This window comes from Pseudomonas sivasensis, assembly GCF_013778505.1.
GTDB lineage: Bacteria > Pseudomonadota > Gammaproteobacteria > Pseudomonadales > Pseudomonadaceae > Aquipseudomonas > Aquipseudomonas sivasensis.
The window spans coordinates 85,345-104,509 of the sequence record NZ_JAAOWU010000010.1 but is presented as its reverse complement, the minus strand read 5'-3'; the positions used below and the strand labels follow the sequence as shown (position 1 = coordinate 104,509).

At 59.7% G+C, this 19,165-nt stretch carries 16 protein-coding genes and 1 pseudogene; 9 read left to right on the top strand and 8 right to left on the bottom strand.

The window, feature by feature from the left end; genetic code table 11:
• Positions 1 to 67: 67 nt before the first annotated feature.
• The 7 genes from phaC to G9Q84_RS17680 all read right to left on the bottom strand — a co-directional run bounded on the left by phaC (position 68) and on the right by G9Q84_RS17680 (position 9,457).
• The gene (gene phaC, locus G9Q84_RS17710) at positions 68 to 1,747 is read right to left on the bottom strand and encodes a class II poly(R)-hydroxyalkanoic acid synthase (protein WP_095186132.1); all 1,680 of its coding nucleotides are present in this window, start codon (positions 1,745 to 1,747) and stop codon (positions 68 to 70) included.
• Between the two features lie 249 nt (positions 1,748 to 1,996).
• A complete protein-coding gene (locus G9Q84_RS17705) occupies positions 1,997 to 2,374 on the bottom strand; it encodes a gamma-butyrobetaine hydroxylase family protein (protein ID WP_032890248.1) in 378 nt (125 codons plus the stop codon).
• Positions 2,375 to 2,523: 149 nt separating this feature from the next.
• Complete coding sequence (hslU, locus tag G9Q84_RS17700; protein WP_032890250.1) at positions 2,524 to 3,861, bottom strand: ATP-dependent protease ATPase subunit HslU; 1,338 nt, start codon at positions 3,859 to 3,861, stop codon at positions 2,524 to 2,526.
• Between the two features lie 37 nt (positions 3,862 to 3,898).
• Positions 3,899 to 4,429 (bottom strand): ATP-dependent protease subunit HslV, encoded by a 531-nt coding sequence (hslV, locus tag G9Q84_RS17695; RefSeq protein ID WP_010563201.1) that lies wholly within the window; start codon positions 4,427 to 4,429, stop codon positions 3,899 to 3,901.
• A gap of 258 nt (positions 4,430 to 4,687) precedes the next feature.
• On the bottom strand, positions 4,688 to 5,389 hold the full coding sequence (locus G9Q84_RS17690) for an SPOR domain-containing protein (protein WP_027605014.1): 702 nt from the start codon (positions 5,387 to 5,389) through the stop codon (positions 4,688 to 4,690).
• 1 nt (position 5,390) lies between these two features.
• The gene (gene argS / locus G9Q84_RS17685) at positions 5,391 to 7,127 is read right to left on the bottom strand and encodes an arginine--tRNA ligase (protein ID WP_181643790.1); all 1,737 of its coding nucleotides are present in this window, start codon (positions 7,125 to 7,127) and stop codon (positions 5,391 to 5,393) included.
• A gap of 110 nt (positions 7,128 to 7,237) precedes the next feature.
• Positions 7,238 to 9,457 carry a primosomal protein N' gene (locus G9Q84_RS17680; protein ID WP_181643789.1) on the bottom strand — a complete coding sequence of 740 codons (2,220 nt, stop codon included), beginning with the start codon at positions 9,455 to 9,457 and terminating at the stop codon, positions 7,238 to 7,240.
• Between the two features lie 222 nt (positions 9,458 to 9,679).
• Here G9Q84_RS17680 and rpmE point away from each other — a divergent pair, with 222 nt between their 5' ends.
• The 3 genes from rpmE (at position 9,680) to G9Q84_RS17665 (ending at position 12,181) form a co-directional block, all read left to right on the top strand.
• Complete coding sequence (gene rpmE / locus G9Q84_RS17675) at positions 9,680 to 9,910, top strand: 50S ribosomal protein L31 (protein ID WP_049710411.1); 231 nt, start codon at positions 9,680 to 9,682, stop codon at positions 9,908 to 9,910.
• A gap of 14 nt (positions 9,911 to 9,924) precedes the next feature.
• Positions 9,925 to 10,731: a thermonuclease family protein gene (locus tag G9Q84_RS17670; protein WP_181643788.1), complete on the top strand. Its 807-nt coding sequence runs from the start codon at positions 9,925 to 9,927 to the stop codon at positions 10,729 to 10,731.
• Between the two features lie 181 nt (positions 10,732 to 10,912).
• Positions 10,913 to 12,181 carry a malic enzyme-like NAD(P)-binding protein gene (locus tag G9Q84_RS17665; RefSeq protein WP_032890259.1) on the top strand — a complete coding sequence of 423 codons (1,269 nt, stop codon included), beginning with the start codon at positions 10,913 to 10,915 and terminating at the stop codon, positions 12,179 to 12,181.
• 212 nt (positions 12,182 to 12,393) lie between these two features.
• Here the strand turns inward: G9Q84_RS17665 and G9Q84_RS17660 are convergent, their stop codons facing one another.
• The gene (locus G9Q84_RS17660; protein WP_371854028.1) at positions 12,394 to 14,853 is read right to left on the bottom strand and encodes a penicillin-binding protein 1A; all 2,460 of its coding nucleotides are present in this window, start codon (positions 14,851 to 14,853) and stop codon (positions 12,394 to 12,396) included.
• Positions 14,854 to 14,904: 51 nt separating this feature from the next.
• Between G9Q84_RS17660 and G9Q84_RS17655 the strand changes: the two genes are divergently transcribed.
• The 6 genes and pseudogenes from G9Q84_RS17655 (at position 14,905) to aroK (ending at position 19,165) form a co-directional block, all read left to right on the top strand.
• Positions 14,905 to 15,051: a hypothetical protein gene (locus tag G9Q84_RS17655; RefSeq protein WP_158234805.1), complete on the top strand. Its 147-nt coding sequence runs from the start codon at positions 14,905 to 14,907 to the stop codon at positions 15,049 to 15,051.
• 23 nt (positions 15,052 to 15,074) lie between these two features.
• Complete coding sequence (pilM, locus tag G9Q84_RS17650; protein ID WP_181643787.1) at positions 15,075 to 15,731, top strand: type IV pilus biogenesis protein PilM; 657 nt, start codon at positions 15,075 to 15,077, stop codon at positions 15,729 to 15,731.
• A complete protein-coding gene (locus G9Q84_RS17645; RefSeq protein WP_095186126.1) occupies positions 15,728 to 16,279 on the top strand; it encodes a PilN domain-containing protein in 552 nt (183 codons plus the stop codon). Before pilM ends, G9Q84_RS17645 begins: the two co-directional genes overlap by 4 nt.
• A complete protein-coding gene (locus G9Q84_RS17640) occupies positions 16,276 to 17,247 on the top strand; it encodes a pilus assembly protein PilP (RefSeq protein WP_181643786.1) in 972 nt (323 codons plus the stop codon). The genes G9Q84_RS17645 and G9Q84_RS17640 overlap by 4 nt, the downstream gene beginning before the upstream one ends.
• 138 nt (positions 17,248 to 17,385) lie before the next feature.
• Positions 17,386 to 18,642, top strand: a pseudogene (locus G9Q84_RS17635) (type IV pilus secretin PilQ); the annotation flags it as partial.
• Between the two features lie 4 nt (positions 18,643 to 18,646).
• Positions 18,647 to 19,165 carry a shikimate kinase AroK gene (gene aroK / locus G9Q84_RS17630; RefSeq protein ID WP_010213757.1) on the top strand — a complete coding sequence of 173 codons (519 nt, stop codon included), beginning with the start codon at positions 18,647 to 18,649 and terminating at the stop codon, positions 19,163 to 19,165.

Here is a 19,165-nt window from a genome sequence, read left to right as displayed (position 1 = left end):
TGTAGCAGGCGCTCCGTGTCGCCTGCATCGGGAGCAAGCCCCCTCCCACATTTGATCCCATTTCAATCTAACGCTCATGTACGTAGGTTCCAGGTGCCGCTTCGGCTGCGGCGTAGGTTTTGTTGCCTAATGTCGTCGGCGCCTTCTTCAGCTTCCCGGCGCGCTCTGCCTGCCATACCTGCCAGTGCAGCCACCAGGAATCGGTGTGCTTGGTTGCGTTCTCCTGCCATTCCAGAGGCTTGCCCGCGAGGCTGTCGCTGGTCTGGTAGCGCGCCTTGGGGTTGCCCGGTGGGTTGAGAATGCTCTGGATATGCCCGCTGCTGGACAGCACAAATTCCACTTTGCCGCCAAACAACTGCGCCGACTTGTAGCAAGACTGCCAGGGTGTGATGTGATCGTTGGTACCGGCCAGTGAATAAATATCCGCCGTGACCTGCTTGAGGTCGATGGGCGTGCCGCACACTTCCAGTGCGTTGGCGCGTACCAGCGGGTTGTTTTTGAACAGTTCGATCAGGTCGCCATGGAAGGCGGCCGGCAAACGTGTGGTGTCGTTGTTCCAGAACAGGATGTCGAACACCGGCGGCTCGTTGCCCAGCAGGTAGTTATTGACCCAGTAGTTCCAGATCAGGTCGTTGGGGCGCATCCAGGCGAATACCTTGGCCATGTCGCGGCCTTCCAGCACGCCGGCCTGGTAGGAATGGCGCTTGGCCGCTTCCAGGGTCTGCTCATCCACAAACAGCGCCACCTGGGTGTCCAGGGTGGTGTCCAGCACACTCACCAGCAAGGTCAGGGCGTTGACCTTCTTCTCACCCAGCGCCGCGTAGTGGCCGAGCAGAGCGGTGCAGGTAATGCCTCCGGAGCAGGCGCCGAGCATGTTGATGTCTTTGCTGCCGGTGATCGCCGTGACCACATCGACCGCTTCCTTGAGCGCCTCGATATAGGTCGACAGGCCCCATTCACGCTGGGCCTTGGTCGGGTTTCGCCAACTGACGATAAAGGTTTGCTGGCCGTTGCGCAGGCAGAAGCGCGCCAGGCTCTTTTCCGGGCTCAGGTCGAATACGTAGAATTTGTTGATCTGCGGCGGTACGACCAGCAGCGGGCGCTCATGCACCTGCTCGGTGATTGGCTTGTACTGGATCAGCTCCAGCACGTCGTTGCGAAACACCACCGCGCCTTCAGTGGTGCCAAGGGACTTGCCCACTTCAAAGGCGCCCATGTTGACCTGGCTCGGCATGCCGCCGTTGTGCACCATGTCCTTGGCCAAATGTGACAGGCCGTCGAGCAGGCTTTTACCGCCGGTTTCAAAGAAGCGTTTGACTGCCGCCGGGTTGGCTGCGCTGTTGGTGGGGGCCATGGCTTCGGTCATCAGGTTGATTACGAAGTGGCCGCGGCTGATGTCCTGGTCCGACAGGTTGCTGTCGCCAATCCAGTCATGCAGTTCCTTGCGCCACGCCAGGTAGGTTTGCAGGTAGCGCTTGTAGAGCGGGTTCTGGCTCCAGGCCGGGTCGTGGAAGCGACGGTCGTCGCTCTCTGGCACCAGCTCCGATTTGCCGAACATCACATTCTTCAATTCAACGCCAAAGTGGGCGACGTGCTTGACGCTGTGCAACGGTTGCTTGATGGCTTGAGTCAGCACCATCTTGGCCGAGGCCAGTAAATCCTTTTTGCGTAACGCGATGATCGGGTTGAGCCCCAGGGTGTTTTCCGAGGCCTGGCGTTTCAAGTCATCGTTGTTCTTGTTACTCATCTACGACGCTCCATTGTCCGAAAGACGAGTACCGGGTACCGCCGTGCACCAAGTTTCGATACACAACACAAGCCTGGTACTGCGACTCGGGTGACCGTTGATACCGCATCGTCAAATGCAGGGAACTTGCCAGTTCCATTGGTTACCCGAGTTTAATTTTTTTCGCAAGCGGGCCAATCGTTGACCACGCGACAGGGCATTCAAACAGATGAAATTAGAAAATGCCCTCTAATGAGCGAGAAGCCTGGACTAGAGCATCAGCCGCACGACCGACTGACTCGGGTCGCGGGTTTTGCCGGCGGCTTTGAGCTCGGCGAGATAATCGGTCCACAACGCGTCCTGACGCACGGCCAATTGATAGAGGTAGTCCCAAGTGAACAGTCCGCTGTCATGCCCATCGTCGAAGGTCAATTTCAGTGCGTACTGACCGGCCGGTTCTACTTTGATCAACTTAACGTTGAGCTTGCCGAATTGCAGGATGGGTTTGCCGTGGCCCTGGACCTCGGCGGAAGGCGAGTGCGTGCGCAGCAGTTCGGCTGGAAGTTGGTATACCTCGTCGGGCCCGTAGGTGAGGCCGAGGGTGTTTGAGGTTTTGTGCAGGTTTACAGCAGTAGGAAACTTGGCCATATGAGGTGCTCTTGAATAAACCGGCTTAAAAATGTGGGAGGGGGCTTGCCCCCGATTGCAGTGGGTCAGCTATAGATAAGCTGACTGATCCACCGCTATCGGGGGCAAGCCCCCTCCCACATTTGAAGCAAAGCAGTTCTGTGTGAGGCTTACAGAATATACCGCGACAAGTCTTCGTTCTGTGCCAATTCGCCCAAGTGGCTGTTGACGTATTCGGCGTCGATCTTGATCGCCTCGCCATTCTGCGCACCGGCCATGTCGCCGGCGCTGAAAGACACTTCCTCAAGCAAGCGCTCAAGCAACGTGTGCAGGCGACGCGCGCCGATGTTTTCGGTCTTCTCGTTGACCTGCCACGCGATCTCAGCCAAGCGCTTGATACCGTCCGGCAGGAACTCAATGCCCAGGCCTTCGGTTTTCAACAGCTCGCGATACTGCTCAGTGAGCGACGCATGCGGTTCGCTGAGGATGCGTTCGAAGTCGCCAGGGGTCAGTGCCTTCAGCTCTACGCGAATCGGCAGACGACCTTGCAACTCCGGCACCAGGTCGCTTGGCTTGCTCAGGTGGAACGCACCGGAAGCGATAAACAGGATGTGGTCGGTCTTGACCATGCCCAGCTTGGTGTTCACGGTGCAGCCTTCGATCAGCGGCAGCAGGTCGCGCTGTACGCCTTCGCGGGACACATCGACGCCGCCGGAATTGCCGCGCTTGGCCACCTTGTCGATCTCGTCGATAAACACGATGCCATGCTGCTCGACAGCTTCCAGGGCTTTGGCCTTGAGCTCTTCCTCATTCACCAGGCGCCCGGCTTCTTCGTCGCGTACCAGCTTGAGCGCCTCTTTCACCTTGAGCTTGCGGCTTTTCTTCTTGCCCTTGCCCATGTTGGCGAACAGGTTCTGCAACTGGCTGGTCATTTCCTCCATGCCAGGCGGTGCGGAAATATCGACGCCGGAGACCTCGGCGACTTCAATCTCGATTTCCTTGTCATCCAACTGGCCTTCACGCAGGCGTTTGCGGAACAGTTGGCGTGTGTTGGAATCGGACGACGGCGCTGCGTCTTCGTTGAAACCCATGCGTGCCGGTGGCAACAGGGCATCGAGGATGCGTTCTTCGGCGGCGTCTTCGGCGCGGTGGCTGACCTTGGTCACTTCCTGTTCGCGCAGCATCTTCAGGGCGGCGTCGGCCAGATCACGGATGATCGACTCGACGTCACGGCCCACATAGCCGACTTCGGTGAACTTGGTCGCTTCGACCTTGATGAACGGTGCATTGGCCAACTTGGCCAGGCGCCGGGCGATTTCGGTTTTACCGACACCGGTCGGGCCGATCATCAGGATGTTCTTCGGTGTTACTTCAACGCGTAATTCTTCGGGCAGTTGCATCCGGCGCCAGCGGTTACGCAGCGCGATGGCAACGGCGCGCTTGGCATCGTCCTGGCCGATGATATGGCGGTTGAGTTCATGGACGATTTCGCGGGGAGTCATGGACATAGTTTTTGGCGGCCTCAAGCGGGAATAAGCCTACGGCTTACTCGGCGAGGTCCTGCTCCTCAATGGTGAAGTTGTGGTTGGTGAACACGCAAATGTCGCCGGCGATACCCAGGGCGGTTTCGACGATTTCGCGGGCCGACAGGTCGGTTTTCTTCAACAGTGCGCTCGCCGCGGCCTGGGCGTAACCGCCACCGGAGCCCATGGCGATCAAGCCGTGCTCGGGTTCAACCACATCGCCGTTGCCGGTGATGATCAGCGAAGCGTCTTTGTTTGCTACAGCCAGCATGGCTTCCAGGCGGCTGAGGGAGCGGTCGGTGCGCCATTCTTTAGCGAGCTCCACAGCGGCGCGCACAAGGTGGCCCTGATGTTTCTCAAGCTGGCCTTCGAAACGCTCGAAGAGGGTAAAAGCGTCGGCGGTAGCGCCAGCAAAGCCGGCGAGCACCTGGCCGTGGTACAGGCGACGGACTTTCTTCGCGTTGCCTTTCATCACGGTATTACCCAGGGAAACCTGGCCGTCGCCGCCCATGACGACTTTGCCGTGGCGACGTACTGAAACGATGGTGGTCAAGGGGAGAGTCTCCACGCAGCGGGGCGAAAATGCCCTGATGGAAACTCATATGGGGGTGGCGGGGGGGATTTCAACCGTAGGGGGTTATGGCGGACGAGTGGTGTTTATCGGTCTGACACACATTTCAGAGCGCTGCAAAACCAAATGTGGGAGGGAGCTTGCCCCCGATGGCGGAGTGTCAGTCAATGAATCTGGTGACTGATACACCGCCATCGGGGGCAAGCCCCCTCCCACATTAATGCTGTTGTGTCTTCGAAATCAGCGGCTCTGGCGTTGTTGTAACAACAGGTTGCTAAACCCTGCGCCGGCCAATTGTTTCTGTGCCACGGTCAGCTGTTCGCGGTTGCTGAACGGCCCCACCAGGACGCGATACCAGGTCGCGTCCTTTACAGTGCCGGACTCCACCGTCACCGTCTGGCCCAGCAGAATAATCTGCGCACGCACACGATCCGCATCCGCCTGTTTCGGGAACGAGCCCGCTTGCAGGAAGAACTTGGTCACAGGTGCGGCTTTGGTCTCCGCAACCGGTGGTGCGGGCGGCGGAGTAATCCCGGCCAGCGCTGCCTGGGCTCGCGCAGTGTCGATTTTCGCGGCTTCCGCTGGGGTCACCGGGGTGGTCGGCACTTGTGGCGTCGGCAGGGTTTTCTCCGGCACGGCGTCAGGCGGCACGATCACTTCCGATTCCGGCAGCAGCGTATAGAAGTCGTACTTCGGCTTTACCGGTGCCGTTGGGCTCGGTGCAGTCTTGTTAGCTTCAGCCATTTTCGTGGCTTTCTGCTGTTCCTGTTTGACCCGTTTGACGTCATCGCCCTGGCCTGGGTCCAGCTTCATCAGGAACACGATAAACGCGCCAACCGTGAGGCCGATGGCCATCCACAACCAGCCCGGAATCGGCTTCTTCGCCGGGGCCTGGTAGCGGCTGGCGCCGCGCTTGGGTGCAGGTTTTTTCTTGGCAGCCAACTTACATACGCTCCAGAGTTTCCAGGCCCAACAGTTCCAGGCCTTGCTTGAGGGTCCGTCCAGCCAGTGCGGCGAGGCGCAGGCGGCTTTGCTTCTGGGCTTCGTCGTCGGCGGTGAGGATCGGGCAGTTCTCGTAGAAGCTGGAGAACAATCCGGCGACTTCATACAGGTAGGTGCAGAGGATATGCGGCGTGCCTTTCTCGCCGACACTGTTCAGCACCTCGCCGAATTGCGCCAGTTTGGCGGCCAGTTCCTGTTCATGAGGCGCGTCCAGCACGATCTGGCCTTCGACTTCGCTGAAGTCCTTGCCCAGCTTGCGGAACACACCGGCCACGCGGGTGTAGGCGTACAGCAGGTAAGGCGCGGTGTTGCCTTCGAAGTTGAGCATCAGTTCGAAGTTGAAGCTGTAATCGCTGGTGCGGTGCTTGGACAGGTCGGCGTATTTCACCGCGCCAATCCCCACTACGCGGGCGATGTTGCGCAGGTCGGATTCGGCCAGCTCCGGGTTCTTTTCCTTCACCAGGTTGTAGGCGCGCTCCTGGGCTTCGTTCAGCAGGTCGATCAGCTTCACGGTGCCGCCGTCGCGGGTCTTGAACGGACGGCCATCGGCGCCGTTCATGGTGCCGAAGCCCATGTGTTCCATGTGCATCGGGTGGGTGATGAAGCCCGCACGGCGCGCCACTTCGAACACCTGCTGGAAGTGCAGGGCTTGGCGCTGGTCGACGAAATACAGCGCGCGATCCGCCTTGAGCACGCCGCTGCGGTAGCGCACGGCGGCCAAGTCGGTGGTGGCGTAGAGGTAGCCACCATCGGCCTTGACGATGATCACCGGCAGCGGCTCGCCGTCGGCGGTCTTGAATTCTTCGAGGAACACGCACTGCGCGCCTTTGCTCTCGACCAGCAGGCCCTTGGCCTTGAGGTCGTTGACCACATTGATCAGGTCGTCGTTGTAGGCGCTTTCACCCATCACGTCGGCCATGGTCAACTTGACGTTGAGCAGCTCGTAGATTTCCTGGCAGTGGGACAGCGAGATATCACGGAAGCGGCCCCACAGATCCAGGCATTCCTTGTCGCCGGCCTGCAGTTTCACCACCAGGCCACGGGCCCGGTCGGCGAACTCTTCGGATTCATCGAAACGCTTTTTGGCGGCGCGGTAGAAGTTCTCCAGGTCCGACAGCTCGTTGCTGGTGATCGGGTTTTCCTGCAGATAAGCCATCAGCATGCCGAACTGGGTGCCCCAGTCGCCCACGTGGTTCTGGCGGATCACGGTGTCGCCCAGGAACTCCAGCACCCGCGCCACGCCATCGCCAATGATGGTCGAGCGCAGGTGGCCGACGTGCATCTCTTTGGCGAGGTTAGGTGCCGACAGGTCAATGGCCACGCGCTGAGCCGGGCCGGCCTTACGTACGCCGATCTTGGCATCGGCGAGGGCTGTATCCAGCCGCGAAGCCAGGGCCTGGGTGTTTTGGAAGAAGTTGATAAAGCCAGGGCCGGCGATTTCGGCCTTGGTCACACTCTCATCAGCCGGCAGCGCGGCGATGATTTTTTCCGCCAGGTCGCGCGGCTTCATGCCAGCCGGCTTGGACAGCATCATCGCGATGTTGCTGGCGAAGTCGCCGTGGGTCTTGTCTCGGGTGTTTTCCACCTGGATCGCCGGCGTCAGGCCTTCAGGCAACACACCTTCGTTGACGAGTTGGGTGAGGGCTTGTTGGATCAGCTGGCGAATGGTGTCTTTCATGGTGTTCTCTTTCGACCGCAAGCGGCGGCGCGCGATGCGCAGGTGGAAAAACTGGGCATTATCCGTGGCGAGGGCGGGCTTGCCAACCTTCGTGGGACCTGTGGCCTGGGTTAATACAAATCTACCGGGTCTACATCCAACGACCATCGCACTTGTCGGCCGCTGGGCATTTGCTCCAGGGCAAGCAGCCAGCTACTTAATAGTCGATGCAGCGGTGCGCGTGAGGTTGCCTGCAAGAGTAGCTGAGCGCGATAGCGTCCGGCGCGGCGCTCCATGGGCGCGGGCACCGGGCCGAGCAGTTCGATGCCGGTCAGGCGCAGTTCGCCCAGTAAACCTTCGGCGACGCTGCATGCTTCATCAAGAAAACCTTCGGCCTGGCCGGGCTTGTGCGCTTCTGCTCGCAGCAATGCCAGGTGCGCAAACGGCGGCAGGCCGGCGGAACGGCGTTCGCTCAGTGCTTGTTCGGCGAAGGCAAAATAGCCTTGTTCGGTCAGTTGGATCAGCAAAGGATGGTCAGCGAGGTGCGTCTGAATAATCACCTTGCCCGGCTCCTCCGCGCGCCCGGCACGACCCGCGACCTGCACGATCAACTGCGCCATGCGCTCGCTGGCGCGGAAGTCCCCGGAGAACAAACCACCGTCGGCATCCAGGATCGACACCAGTGTCACCCGTGGAAAGTGGTGCCCTTTGGCGAGCATCTGCGTGCCCACCAAGATGCACGGCTGGCCTTTCTGAATAGTGGCGAACAGCTGATTCATCGCGTCTTTGCGCGACGTGCTATCGCGGTCGACTCGCAGTACCGGGTAATCCGGAAACAGAATGCCCAAGCGCTCTTCGGCACGTTCGGTGCCCGCGCCCACCGGACGCAGGTCCACCTTGCCGCACTGTGGGCAATGCCGAGGCACACGTTCCACATGGCCGCAGTGGTGGCAGCGCAGCTCGCCGTGGCGTTGGTGCACGGTCATGCGCGCATCGCAGCGCTCGCACTCAGACATCCAGCCGCAGTCATGGCACAGCAGTGTCGGCGCAAAGCCGCGGCGGTTGAGAAACACCAATACTTGCTGACCAGCGGCAAGGGTCTGGCCGATGGCTTGCTGCATCGGCCCGGAAATGCCGCTGTCCAACGGACGGCTTTTGACGTCCAGGCGCATGAAGCGAGGCTGCTTGGCGCCGCCGGCGCGCTCATTCAAGCGTAGGAGCCCATAACGGCCGGTGTAGGCGTTGTGCAGGCTTTCCAGGGATGGGGTGGCCGAACCGAGCACAATCGGAATGTCTTCCTGGCGCGCGCGCACCAGTGCGAGGTCGCGGGCGTGGTAACGCAGACCTTCCTGCTGTTTATAGGAGCCGTCGTGCTCCTCGTCGATGATGATCAGGCCGGGGTTTTTCATCGGCGTAAACAGCGCCGAACGGGTGCCGATAATAATGTCAGCTTCGCCATCTCGCGCGGCCAGCCACGACTCGAGACGTTCACGGTCGTTGACCGCCGAGTGCACCAGCGCGATGCGAGCGTTGAAGCGCTGTTCGAAACGCGCCAGGGTTTGCGGGCCGAGGTTGATCTCAGGGATCAACACCAGTGCCTGCTTGCCGGCCTGCAGGGTTTCACGGATCAACTGCAAATAGACTTCGGTCTTGCCGCTGCCGGTGACGCCGGCCAGCAGGAACGCATGGAAACTGTCGAAACCTGCGCGAATCGCTTCATACGCCGCGCGTTGCTCGGGGTTCAGCGGTAATTCCGGCTGGGCCAGCCAATGTTCGTGGCGCGGGTCGGGGGCGTGCTTGCGGATTTCCACCTGCACCAGGCCTTTGGCTAGCAGCAGGTCGAGGCTGTCCTTGCTCAGCATCAGCTTGCTCAATAGCTGATGCGCTACGCCGTGTGGATGCTGGGCCAGGGTTGCCAGGGCTTCACGCTGGCGCGGGGCACGGGCGATGCGCGGGTCATCGAGACGGGCACCGGGCACCGTCGACCAGAAACGCTCCTGGCGTGCTTCGGCCAACTCTCCCTGACGCAACAGCACCGGCAGCGCCCAGCTCAAGGTGTCGCCCAGGCTGTGCTGGTAATACTGGGCGGTCCATAGGCACAGCTTGAACAGCGCGGGCGGCAATGGTGCGGTGGCGTCCAGGATGGCCAGGGCTGGTTTGAGCTTTTCGGCCGGGACTTCGCTGTGATCGGCGACTTCTATCAGAATGCCGATCATTTCCCGTCGGCCAAAGGGTACACGCACGCGCATGCCTGGCTGCAATTGCGCTCGCAGCACGCCGGCCGGGGCCCGGTAGTCGAACAGGCGGCGCAGCGGCGAGGGCAGGGCTAGGCGCAAAATGGCGTCGGGCACGCGGGGTTCCATATAAGGAGGGTGATGAGGAAGGGCGGGAGCCTAGCAGACAGGGCAAGGCTTGGGTATGCCATGGTTTTCTGATGAAAGGAGCTTTTATGTTGGGAATCGGCCGCAAGGGCCGCTTGCGCGTTTAAAAAGGTCTGGTAGAATCCGCGGCCTAATTACGTGCGGTATTCGACAATAGTGTCGAGTGGCGGCACGCTAGCCCGAGGAAGTGCCATGAAAGCCGATATCCATCCAGCGTACGAAACCATCGAAGTAACCTGCAGCTGCGGCAACAAGTTCGAAACTCGCTCGAACCTGTGCAAGCCACTGGGTACTGACGTATGCAACGAGTGCCACCCGTTCTACACCGGTAAGCAGAAGACTCTGGACACCGGCGGCCGCGTACAGCGCTTCGCAGATCGCTTTGGTGCTTTCGGCAAGAAGCCTGCTACTCCAGCAGAGTAAGGCTCAAAGGCCTTATGGGCTTTTGCCAGCTGTTGAAAAAGGCGTCCCTTGCGGGCGCCTTTTTTGTGCCTGGGATTTGGCTGTCGGCTGTTCAGGCCGAGGTGTTTTGCCCTGCACCGACGTCCGTGTCCCAGGTCGAGGTGCAGCGTGTGGTTGATGGCGATACCGTACGTCTCAAGGATGGCCGCAGCGTGCGGATGATCGGCCTTAATGCGCCGGAGACCGGCAAAAAGGGCCGAACCGATGAGCCCTATTCTGTCGCTGCTCGCCAGCGTTTGCAGGCGTTGGTGGCGGCCAGCGGCGGTCGCGTCGGCCTGGTGCCGGGGCGCGAGCCTAAAGATCATTACGGTCGTACCCTGGCCCACCTTTACGGTGGCAATGGCGAGAACCTGGAGGCGCAATTGCTGGCTGAGGGCCTTGGATTCCAGGTGGGCGTCGCGCCCAATGTGGATCTCGTCGCCTGCCAGCAAGCTGCTGAAAACCGCGCCCGTCAGGCAAGTCTGGGCCTCTGGCGGCAATCGCCAATACAGCCCGTGGCGCAGCTCAAGCAATCCGGCTTTGCCTTGGTCAGCGGCCGCGTAAGCAAGATCGAACGCAATCGAGGTGGCATCTGGATAGAATTGGAGCGTTCACTGGTATTACGCATTGCACCCGATCTGGCCCACACATTCGATGTCGGTCTGCTTAATGGTCTGCAAGGCAAGGTAGTCGAGGCTCGGGGTTGGGTGCAGGATCGCTCCAAGCGCGGCGGCCTGAAACACGATCATGCGCGTTGGCTGTTGCCGCTGACCGACGCCAGCATGATTAAATTGACGTTTTAATAAAAAATTGTAGACATTTTTTATGTCGATTGTGAACAGTCTAGCCCTTGTATACCGTGGCTTTAGACTAAAGTACGTCGTTTCGGGGCCTTGACACCTGTGACTGCCCAGTCTTGTAGGGGCTTTACGACACGAGTATCCTCGGCGGTCCGTCGACCAACAGTAAAAGCGGAATGCCGATATGTCTGATTTGAAAACTGCCGCTCTCGAATATCATGCCCATCCTCGTCCAGGAAAGCTGAGTGTAGAGCTCACCAAAGCCACTGCCACTGCCCGCGATCTGTCGTTGGCCTACAGCCCCGGCGTGGCTGAGCCCGTACGTGAAATCGCTCGTGATCCCGAGCTGGCGTACAAGTACACAGGCAAGGGCAACCTGGTTGCAGTGATTTCCGATGGCACCGCGATTCTTGGCCTGGGCAACCTCGGCCCATTGGCTTCCAAGCCAGTCATGGAAGGTAAAGGCGTGCTGTTCAAGCGCTTCGCCGGCATCGACGTTTTCGACATCGAAGTCGATTCCGAGAGCCCGCAGGCCTTCATCGACACCGTCAAGCGTATCTCCATCACCTTCGGTGGCATCAACCTGGAAGACATCAAGGCACCTGAGTGCTTCGAGATCGAAAAGGCCCTGATCGAACAGTGCGACATTCCGGTATTCCACGATGACCAGCACGGCACCGCGATCGTTACCGCGGCCGGCATGATCAACGCCCTGGAAATCGCTGGTAAAACCCTGTCCGATGCCAAAATCGTCTGCCTGGGCGCCGGTGCTGCGGCCATCTCCTGCATGAAGCTGATCGTGAGCATGGGCGCCAAGCTGGAAAACATCTACATGGTCGACAGCAAGGGCGTGATCCAGTCCGAGCGTACCGATCTGAACCAGTACAAGGCGATGTTTGCCCACCCGTCCTCCAAGCGCACCCTGGCTGACGCCCTTGACGGTGCAGACGTGTTCGTCGGCCTGTCCGGCCCGAACCTGCTGAGCGCCGAAGGTCTGAAGTCCATGGCGGCCAACCCGATCGTATTCGCCTGCTCCAACCCGGACCCAGAGATCTCGCCGGAACTGGCTCACGCCACTCGTAACGACGTGATCATGGCCACCGGTCGTTCGGACTACCCGAACCAGGTCAACAACGTTCTGGGCTTCCCGTTCATCTTCCGTGGTGCCCTGGACGTTCGCGCCAAGCGCATCAACGAAGAGATGAAAGTAGCTGCCGCCAATGCCCTGCGTGAACTGGCCAAGCTGCCGGTGCCTCAGGACGTGTGCGATGCCTACGGTGGTGCCAAGCTGGAATTCGGTCGTGAGTACATCATTCCGAAACCAATGGATAAGCGCCTGATCACCCTGATCTCCGATGCCGTGGCCAAAGCCGCCATCGAGACCGGTGTGGCCACCCTGCCGTATCCGAAGAACTACCCGCTGCAAAGCGTGGATGATGTGTTCAACGGCTAAGCCGTTGTAGCGCACCAACAAAAAGCCCCGGCTCTCGCGAGTCGGGGCTTTTTGCTGTGTGGCTATAAAAAAACACGGCCTGCGCAGAACCAAAGGTGGGAGGGGGCTTGCTCCCGATGGCGGAGTGTCAGCCACTTGATGAGTTGGCTGCTCCACTGGTATCGGGGGCAAGCCCCCTCCCACATTGGATCTGTGTTCAAACACAGACTCCGTTAGAACAGGTCGATCGGCGCCGCCTCATCTGCCGGCAGCGGGCTGCCCGGTGCAACGCCGTTACCCAGTTCATTGACCGACGGCGGCGTGTCTTCGCTCTTGAACAGTTCGAAGTACGCATTCGGCGTGCTTGGCGATGCCGCACGGCCACTCACCGGGTCGATCCGCAGGCTAAGGATGCCTTCCGGCTCCGGCTGGGTATGCAGCGGTTTGTCTTTCAAGGCTGCGCCCATGTAGCTCATCCAGATCGGCAGTGCGACGGTGCCACCGAACTCTCGACGACCGAGGCTTTCGGGCTGGTCATAGCCGGTCCACACGGTAGTCACGTAGTCGGCGTTATAGCCGGAGAACCAGGCGTCCTTGGATTCGTTGGTGGTACCGGTCTTGCCCGCGATGTCCGCACGGCCCAAGGCCAGTGCGCGGCGTCCGGTGCCTTTCTTGATCACGTCTTCGAGGATGCTGTTGAGGATATACGTCGTGCGGCCATCCACGATGCGCTCGGCCACGGCAGGTGCCTGTGGTTCGGTTGCAGCGGTGTTTACGGCTGGCGAGGCGCCTGGTGTCGGCTCGATGGTAATACCGCCGTTGCTCGGCGCTGCCAACCCGTCAGTGGCCGCCACGCCGTTGACCACATCACCCGGCACGCGCGGTGGGTTGGCGGTGAACAGGGTGTCGCCATTGCGGCTTTCGATCTTGTCGATCAGGTACGGCGCGATTTTGTAGCCGCCGTTGGCAAACGTGCTCCAGCCGGTGGCAATTTCCATCGGCGTGAGGGTTGCCGTGCCGAGCGCCAGGGACAGGTTAGGAGGCAGGTCTGACTTGCTGAAGCCAAAACGCGTCATGTAATCGATGGTCTTGCCGACGCCCATCGCCTGCAGCAAGCGGATCGACACCAGGTTGCGCGACTTGTACAACGCCTCGCGGATACGGATAGGGCCAAGGAACGTGTTGGTGTCGTTTTTCGGGCGCCAGACCTTGTCCAGGTACTCGTCGACAAACACGATCGGTGCATCGTTGACCAGACTGGCGGCGGTGTAGCCGTTATCCAGTGCGGCACTATAGATAAACGGCTTGAAGCTTGATCCCGGCTGGCGCTTGGCCTGGGTGGCACGGTTGTAGTTGCTCTGCTCAAAGGCGAAGCCACCCACCAGGGCGCGGATTGCACCGTTCTGCGGGTCCAACGAGACCAGCGCACCTTGGGCCAGCGGTACTTGGCTGAATTTAAGACTGTCGTCTTTCTGACGTAGCACGCGGATCAGGTCGCCCACTTGCGCGACGTCTGACGGCTGCTTGGGCATCGGGCCCATGCTATTGGTGTTCAGGAACGGGCGTGCCCACTTCATGCTGTCCCAGGCTACGTGGGCTTCGCCGGTGCGTGTCAGTACCTGCAGGCCATCTTTCTTCACCTGGGTGACGATGGCCGGCTCCAGCCCGCTGATCGCGCGCTGTTTACCCAGCTCGGTCGTCCAGGCGCTCAGGGTTTTGCCCGGCAAGCGCGATTCAGGGCCTCGGTAGCCGTGGCGCTGGTCGTAAGTGATCAGGCCGGAATGCACTGCGTCATTGGCGATGTCCTGCAAGTTGCTCGGAACCGTCGTCGTCACGCGGAAGCCTTCAGTGTAGGCCTCGCTGCCATAACGGCCGACCATCTCCGCACGTGCCATTTCAGCGATATAGGGTGCGTTCACTTCCGGTGTCGGTACGTGATAGCTGGCGTTCAGTGGTTCGGCTATCGCGCTTTCATAAGCGGCTTGGTCGATCTTGCCCAGTTTGTACATGCGCCCAAGGATCCAGTCGCGGCGCTCTTTACTGCGCGCCGGGTTGGCCAGTGGGTTGAAGCGCGAAGGCGCCTTTGGAAGGCCGGCAATCATCGCCATCTGCGCCAGGCTGGCGTCGCGAATGGACTTGCCGTAGTACACCTGGGACGCGGCTTCGATGCCGTAGGCGCGGTTGCCCAAGTAGATCTTGTTAACGTAAAGCTCAAGGATCTCGTCCTTGGTCAGCTGACGCTCGATCTGCAATGCCAGCAGGATCTCGGTGGCTTTACGCGAAAAGCTGCGTTCGCTTGTGAGGAAGAAGTTCTTCGCCACCTGCATGGTGATGGTGCTGCCGCCGGATTGAATGTGTCCGCTTTTTACCAATTGTGTGGCGGCGCGAACCAGGCTGCTGGGGTCGACGCCATAGTGGTTGGCAAAATTATCATCTTCGGCTGACAGCAGGGCGCTGATGAAATTGGGCGGAATGTCGGCAAAACGGATCGGTGTGCGGCGCATTTCGCCGAACTCCGCGATCAGTTTTTCATCGCTGCTGTAGACCCGCAAAGGAATCTGCAACTGGATACTTCTGAGTGCCTCTACGGAGGGTAAACCCGGACTAAGGTAGAGGTAGGCCCCGCTGAGTACGAGCAGTAGCCCGCAGACGATCGCGACAATGGAGTACCCGAAAAACTTCAGCAGACGAATCAAGGCTTTTGGATTTCCAGAGAAAAGAATGAGTTAGGCGTCGGGGCATGCATGGCAAACGATGGATCGACCCGGGCAGCAGAGAAAAAGCGGGAAAAAACGCTGGGCATTAAAGCATTTTTCGGGTTGGGGCGTCATTCGCGCCACTTCAACATGCCGACCGAATGCGCGGCGCCCAGCCGCAATCAGGCGTTATGACAGGGAAAGTTTTGGGGAGTTTTATGGAAAAGGGATTTTTCAGGCGAAAAGACGACACCGTCCTGGGCGTCGACATCAATGAAGCGGGGATCAAGCTGGTTGAAATCAGTCGTTCAGCCAGCGGTTACACCGTGCAAAGCTACGCCACACAGGCGCTGTCTGCCCATTCGGTAGTCGATGGCACCCTGCTGGACCTGGAAGGTATTGGGCAGGCGCTTTACATCGCACTGTCTCGGCTTGGCACGTCGGCCAAGCGGGCGGCTGTTGCCGTTGCGGGGCCTTCGGTGATTACTCGGGTAATTGAAATGCCTGCAGGGCTGAGTGATGACGAAATGGCCTGGAGGATTCAGATGGAAGCAGATCAATACATTCCTTATCCGCTGGATGAAGTGGCACTGGATTTTCAGGTTCAGGGCATTTCGGCGCAGGGGGCAGCGCGGGTCGAGGTATTGCTGGCAGCCTGTCTCAAGGAGCACGTCGAGGCCCGTGAAGCCGTTTTGGCGCTGGCTGGGTTGGCGACCAGTGTCGTGGACATCGAAGAGTTTGCATTGGCGCACGCTTGCAGTCAGGATTTCGCCAGCTTCACACTTGGCCATCGAGTTGATGGTACACAGTGGGTCGTCGATGCCCCTGGGATGGGAGTCGCTTGCGGGTTGGCCCTGAGGAGTTTCGCTGGATGACACGAATCAATTTTTTGCCTTGGCGCCAGGCGCTGGCGGAACGGCGGCGTAAATATTTCCTGATGCTGCTGGCGGCGTTTGCCTGCGTGGCGCTTGCGGCGGTGTGGCTGGCGGATCAGGTGATCGACCAGGCGATCGACCGGCAGGTGACGCGCAATAATCATGCGAGCAAGGACGTCGCCGTGCTGGACTCGCGTATCAAGACCATTGATGACCTTCAGGTGCAAAGCCAGCAACTGGCGGAACGCATGAAGGTCGTACAAGACTTGCACGATAATCGCTCCGCCGGCGCACAACTGCTCGATCAGTTGGCCCGTGCGGTCCCTGATGGCGTGCATTTGCATGAGGTCGTCGCCAAAGGCGATACGGTGAGTATCAGTGGCAGCGCTGAATCCAGCCAGGACATTGCCCAGTTGATGCGCCGCCTGGAAGCCTCCGAAGGTGCACACTCTACGCGCCTGCAACATGTGCGAGCCGACGGCGCTCGCGGCACCAACGAATTCCAGTTGATGGTACGCCAGGGAGAATCCTCCGAGGCCCAGCCATGAGCCTGCCCAGGCTCGAATTTTCCGCGCTGACTCACAACGCTGCAAAATGGCCCTTACCTGGCAAAGTCCTGCTGGGCTGTGCGCTGGCCGGCATAGTGCTGGTGGTGGGTGACCTTCTATACCTGAGCTCATCACGGGAGCGATTGCGACAGGTCGAGGTTCAAGGTGTTGCCCTGCAGCAGCAACGCGCGGAAAAAACTGACGTGGCCGCGGATCTTGAAGACCAGGCTCGCCAGTTCCAACTGATGCAGGAAAAGGTCAGCGGGCTTCTTCAGCAATTGCCTGGTGAGTCCGAGGTGCCCGGCTTGCTGGAGGACATCGCTCGGTTAGCACTGGCTAATGGGTTGGTGATAGAGAGCGTCACGCCGTTGGATGAGCTGTCTCGGCCGCTCTATAACGAACAGCCTGTCCAGGTCGGCGTCACCGGAGCCTATCACGACCTGGCGACGTTTCTGAGTGCCCTAGGTGGCCTCTCGCGCATCGCTACGGTGCATGACGTTGCTCTCCGAAGTGATGGCAAGCTACTGCGGCTTGATCTGCTGGCCAAGAGCTATTGGCGTAGCCAGAAAAGCGTTAAACGGGGCGCGCCAGCCCTGCAAGAACAACCCTTTGTCTACGACGCCTCCGGTCTACGTGATCCGTTCCAGCTCCTTGCCTTGCACGTCGATCACTCGCGTGGACGGGCGGCTGTTGCCCCAGACCTGGCTCGTTCGCGTGGAGCCTTGGAAGGTCTCTCTGTGGATCAGTTCGACATGGTCGGCACGTTGTCCCGCGGGGCGCAGACTTTCGTCCTGCTGCGCCAGGCCTCTACGTTGCATCGCCTGGCGGTCGGCGATTACCTCGGGCCGGATCATGGTCGAATCACAGCGATTCATGACGGCCATATCGAGCTGGTCGAGTTGTTTCCCGATGAACAGGGCGCATGGCTGGAGCGCCCGCGAACCCTCGTATTAAACCTCCACTCATAACGGAATCAAACAATGAAAAGGACTTTCTCGTCCTTCGGTGTGGCGCTATGGATAGCGTTCACGGCACCGATGGCTGTTGCTGTGCCCAATCGTGTGGATCTTATCCAGCTACCGCCTCCCGGGAATGCGGTGTCGGGCGCCTATACAGGTGAAAAGCTGAGCCTCAACTTCCAGGATATTGGTCTGCGCGCCGTATTGCAGCAAATCGCCGATGTGGCCGGCCTCAACTTGGTGGTCAGCGACGATGTGCAGGGCTCCATCACCCTACGCCTCAAGCATGTGCCCTGGGATCAAGCGCTGGATCTTGTGCTGCAAACTAAAGGTTTGGATAAACGGATAAAGGCCGGAGTGCTACTGGTGGCGCCCGCCGAGGAGTTGGCCGCTCGTGAATTGCTCACGCTGGAATCGCGCAAGCAGATGGCCGACCTGGCGCCCCTGCGGCGTGAACTATTGCAGGTCAACTACGCTAAGGCGGCGGACCTGGCCAAGCTGTTCCAGTCGGTGAACGGCTTTGAAGGCACGACGGATGAGCGCGGTTCGGTGGCCGTAGATGACCGCACCAACAACATCATTGCCTACCAGACCGGCGAGCGTTTGGAAGAGCTGCGCCGGATCGTGGCGCAGTTGGATATCCCGGTGCGCCAGGTGATGATCGAGGCGCGGATTGTCGAGGCCAACGTCGACTACGACAAAAGCCTGGGCGCGCGCTGGGGAGGTCGCCTCAATCGAGGGAATTGGGCCGCCGGAGGTATTCAGAAGCCTCAGTCGGACGGTGCCCAAACTCCTGAAAATGCACCCAGCTCGCCGTTCGTAGATCTGGGTTCGCTTACTGGTAGCTCCGGCCTGGGCATTGCGTATATCACCGACAACCTGCTGCTCGACCTGGAACTGACCGCCATGGAGAAAACCGGCAATGGAGAAATCGTCTCACAGCCCAAGGTGGTCACCTCCGACAAGGAAACCGCGCGCATTCTGAAGGGCACGGAAATTCCCTACCAGGAATCCACCTCCCAAGGTGCGACGTCGGTGTCGTTCAAGGAGGCCTCCCTTTCATTGGAGGTTACCCCGCAAATCACCCCCGATGACCATGTGATCATGGTGGTCAAAGTCACCAAGGATGAGCCCGACTACCTCAATAAACTCAACGACGTACCGCCGATCAAGAAAAACGAGGTCAACGCCAAGGTGTTGGTCAAGGATGGAGAGACGATCGTCATTGGCGGTGTTTTCTCCAATACCCAAAGCAAAGTGGTAGATAAAGTGCCATTTTTGGGCGATGTGCCGTATCTTGGCCGCCTTTTCCGGCGCGATGTGGTGGCGGATAAAAAATCCGAGCTGCTGGTATTCCTGACTCCGCGTATTATGAATAACCAGGCGATTGCTGTGAGTCGTTGATTCTGTGCGAAATTTGATTCTTGTAGGACCGATGGGGGCTGGAAAAAGCACCATCGGCCGTTTGCTGGCCAAAGAGCTGCGCCTGCCATTCAAAGATTCCGACAAGGAAATTGAATTGCGCACGGGTGCCAATATCCCATGGATCTTCGATAAAGAAGGCGAGCTGGGCTTTCGTGACCGCGAGCAGGCGATGATCGCCGAGCTGTGCGGCTGCGACGGCGTGGTATTGGCCACCGGCGGTGGCGCGGTGATGCGCGATGAAAATCGTCGGGCGCTGCATGCCGGTGGTCGGGTGGTCTATTTGCATGCGTCGGTCGAGCAGCAGGTAGGCCGCACCGCCCGTGATCGTAATCGCCCGTTGCTGCGCACGGCCAACCCGGAAAAAACCTTGCGGGACCTACTCACGCTGCGCGATCCGCTGTATCGGGAAATCGCCGATCTGGTGGTGGAAACCGATGAGCGGCCGCCTCGCATGGTGGTCCTCGACATTCTTGAGCGCCTGCAACGGCTGCCACCCCGTTAA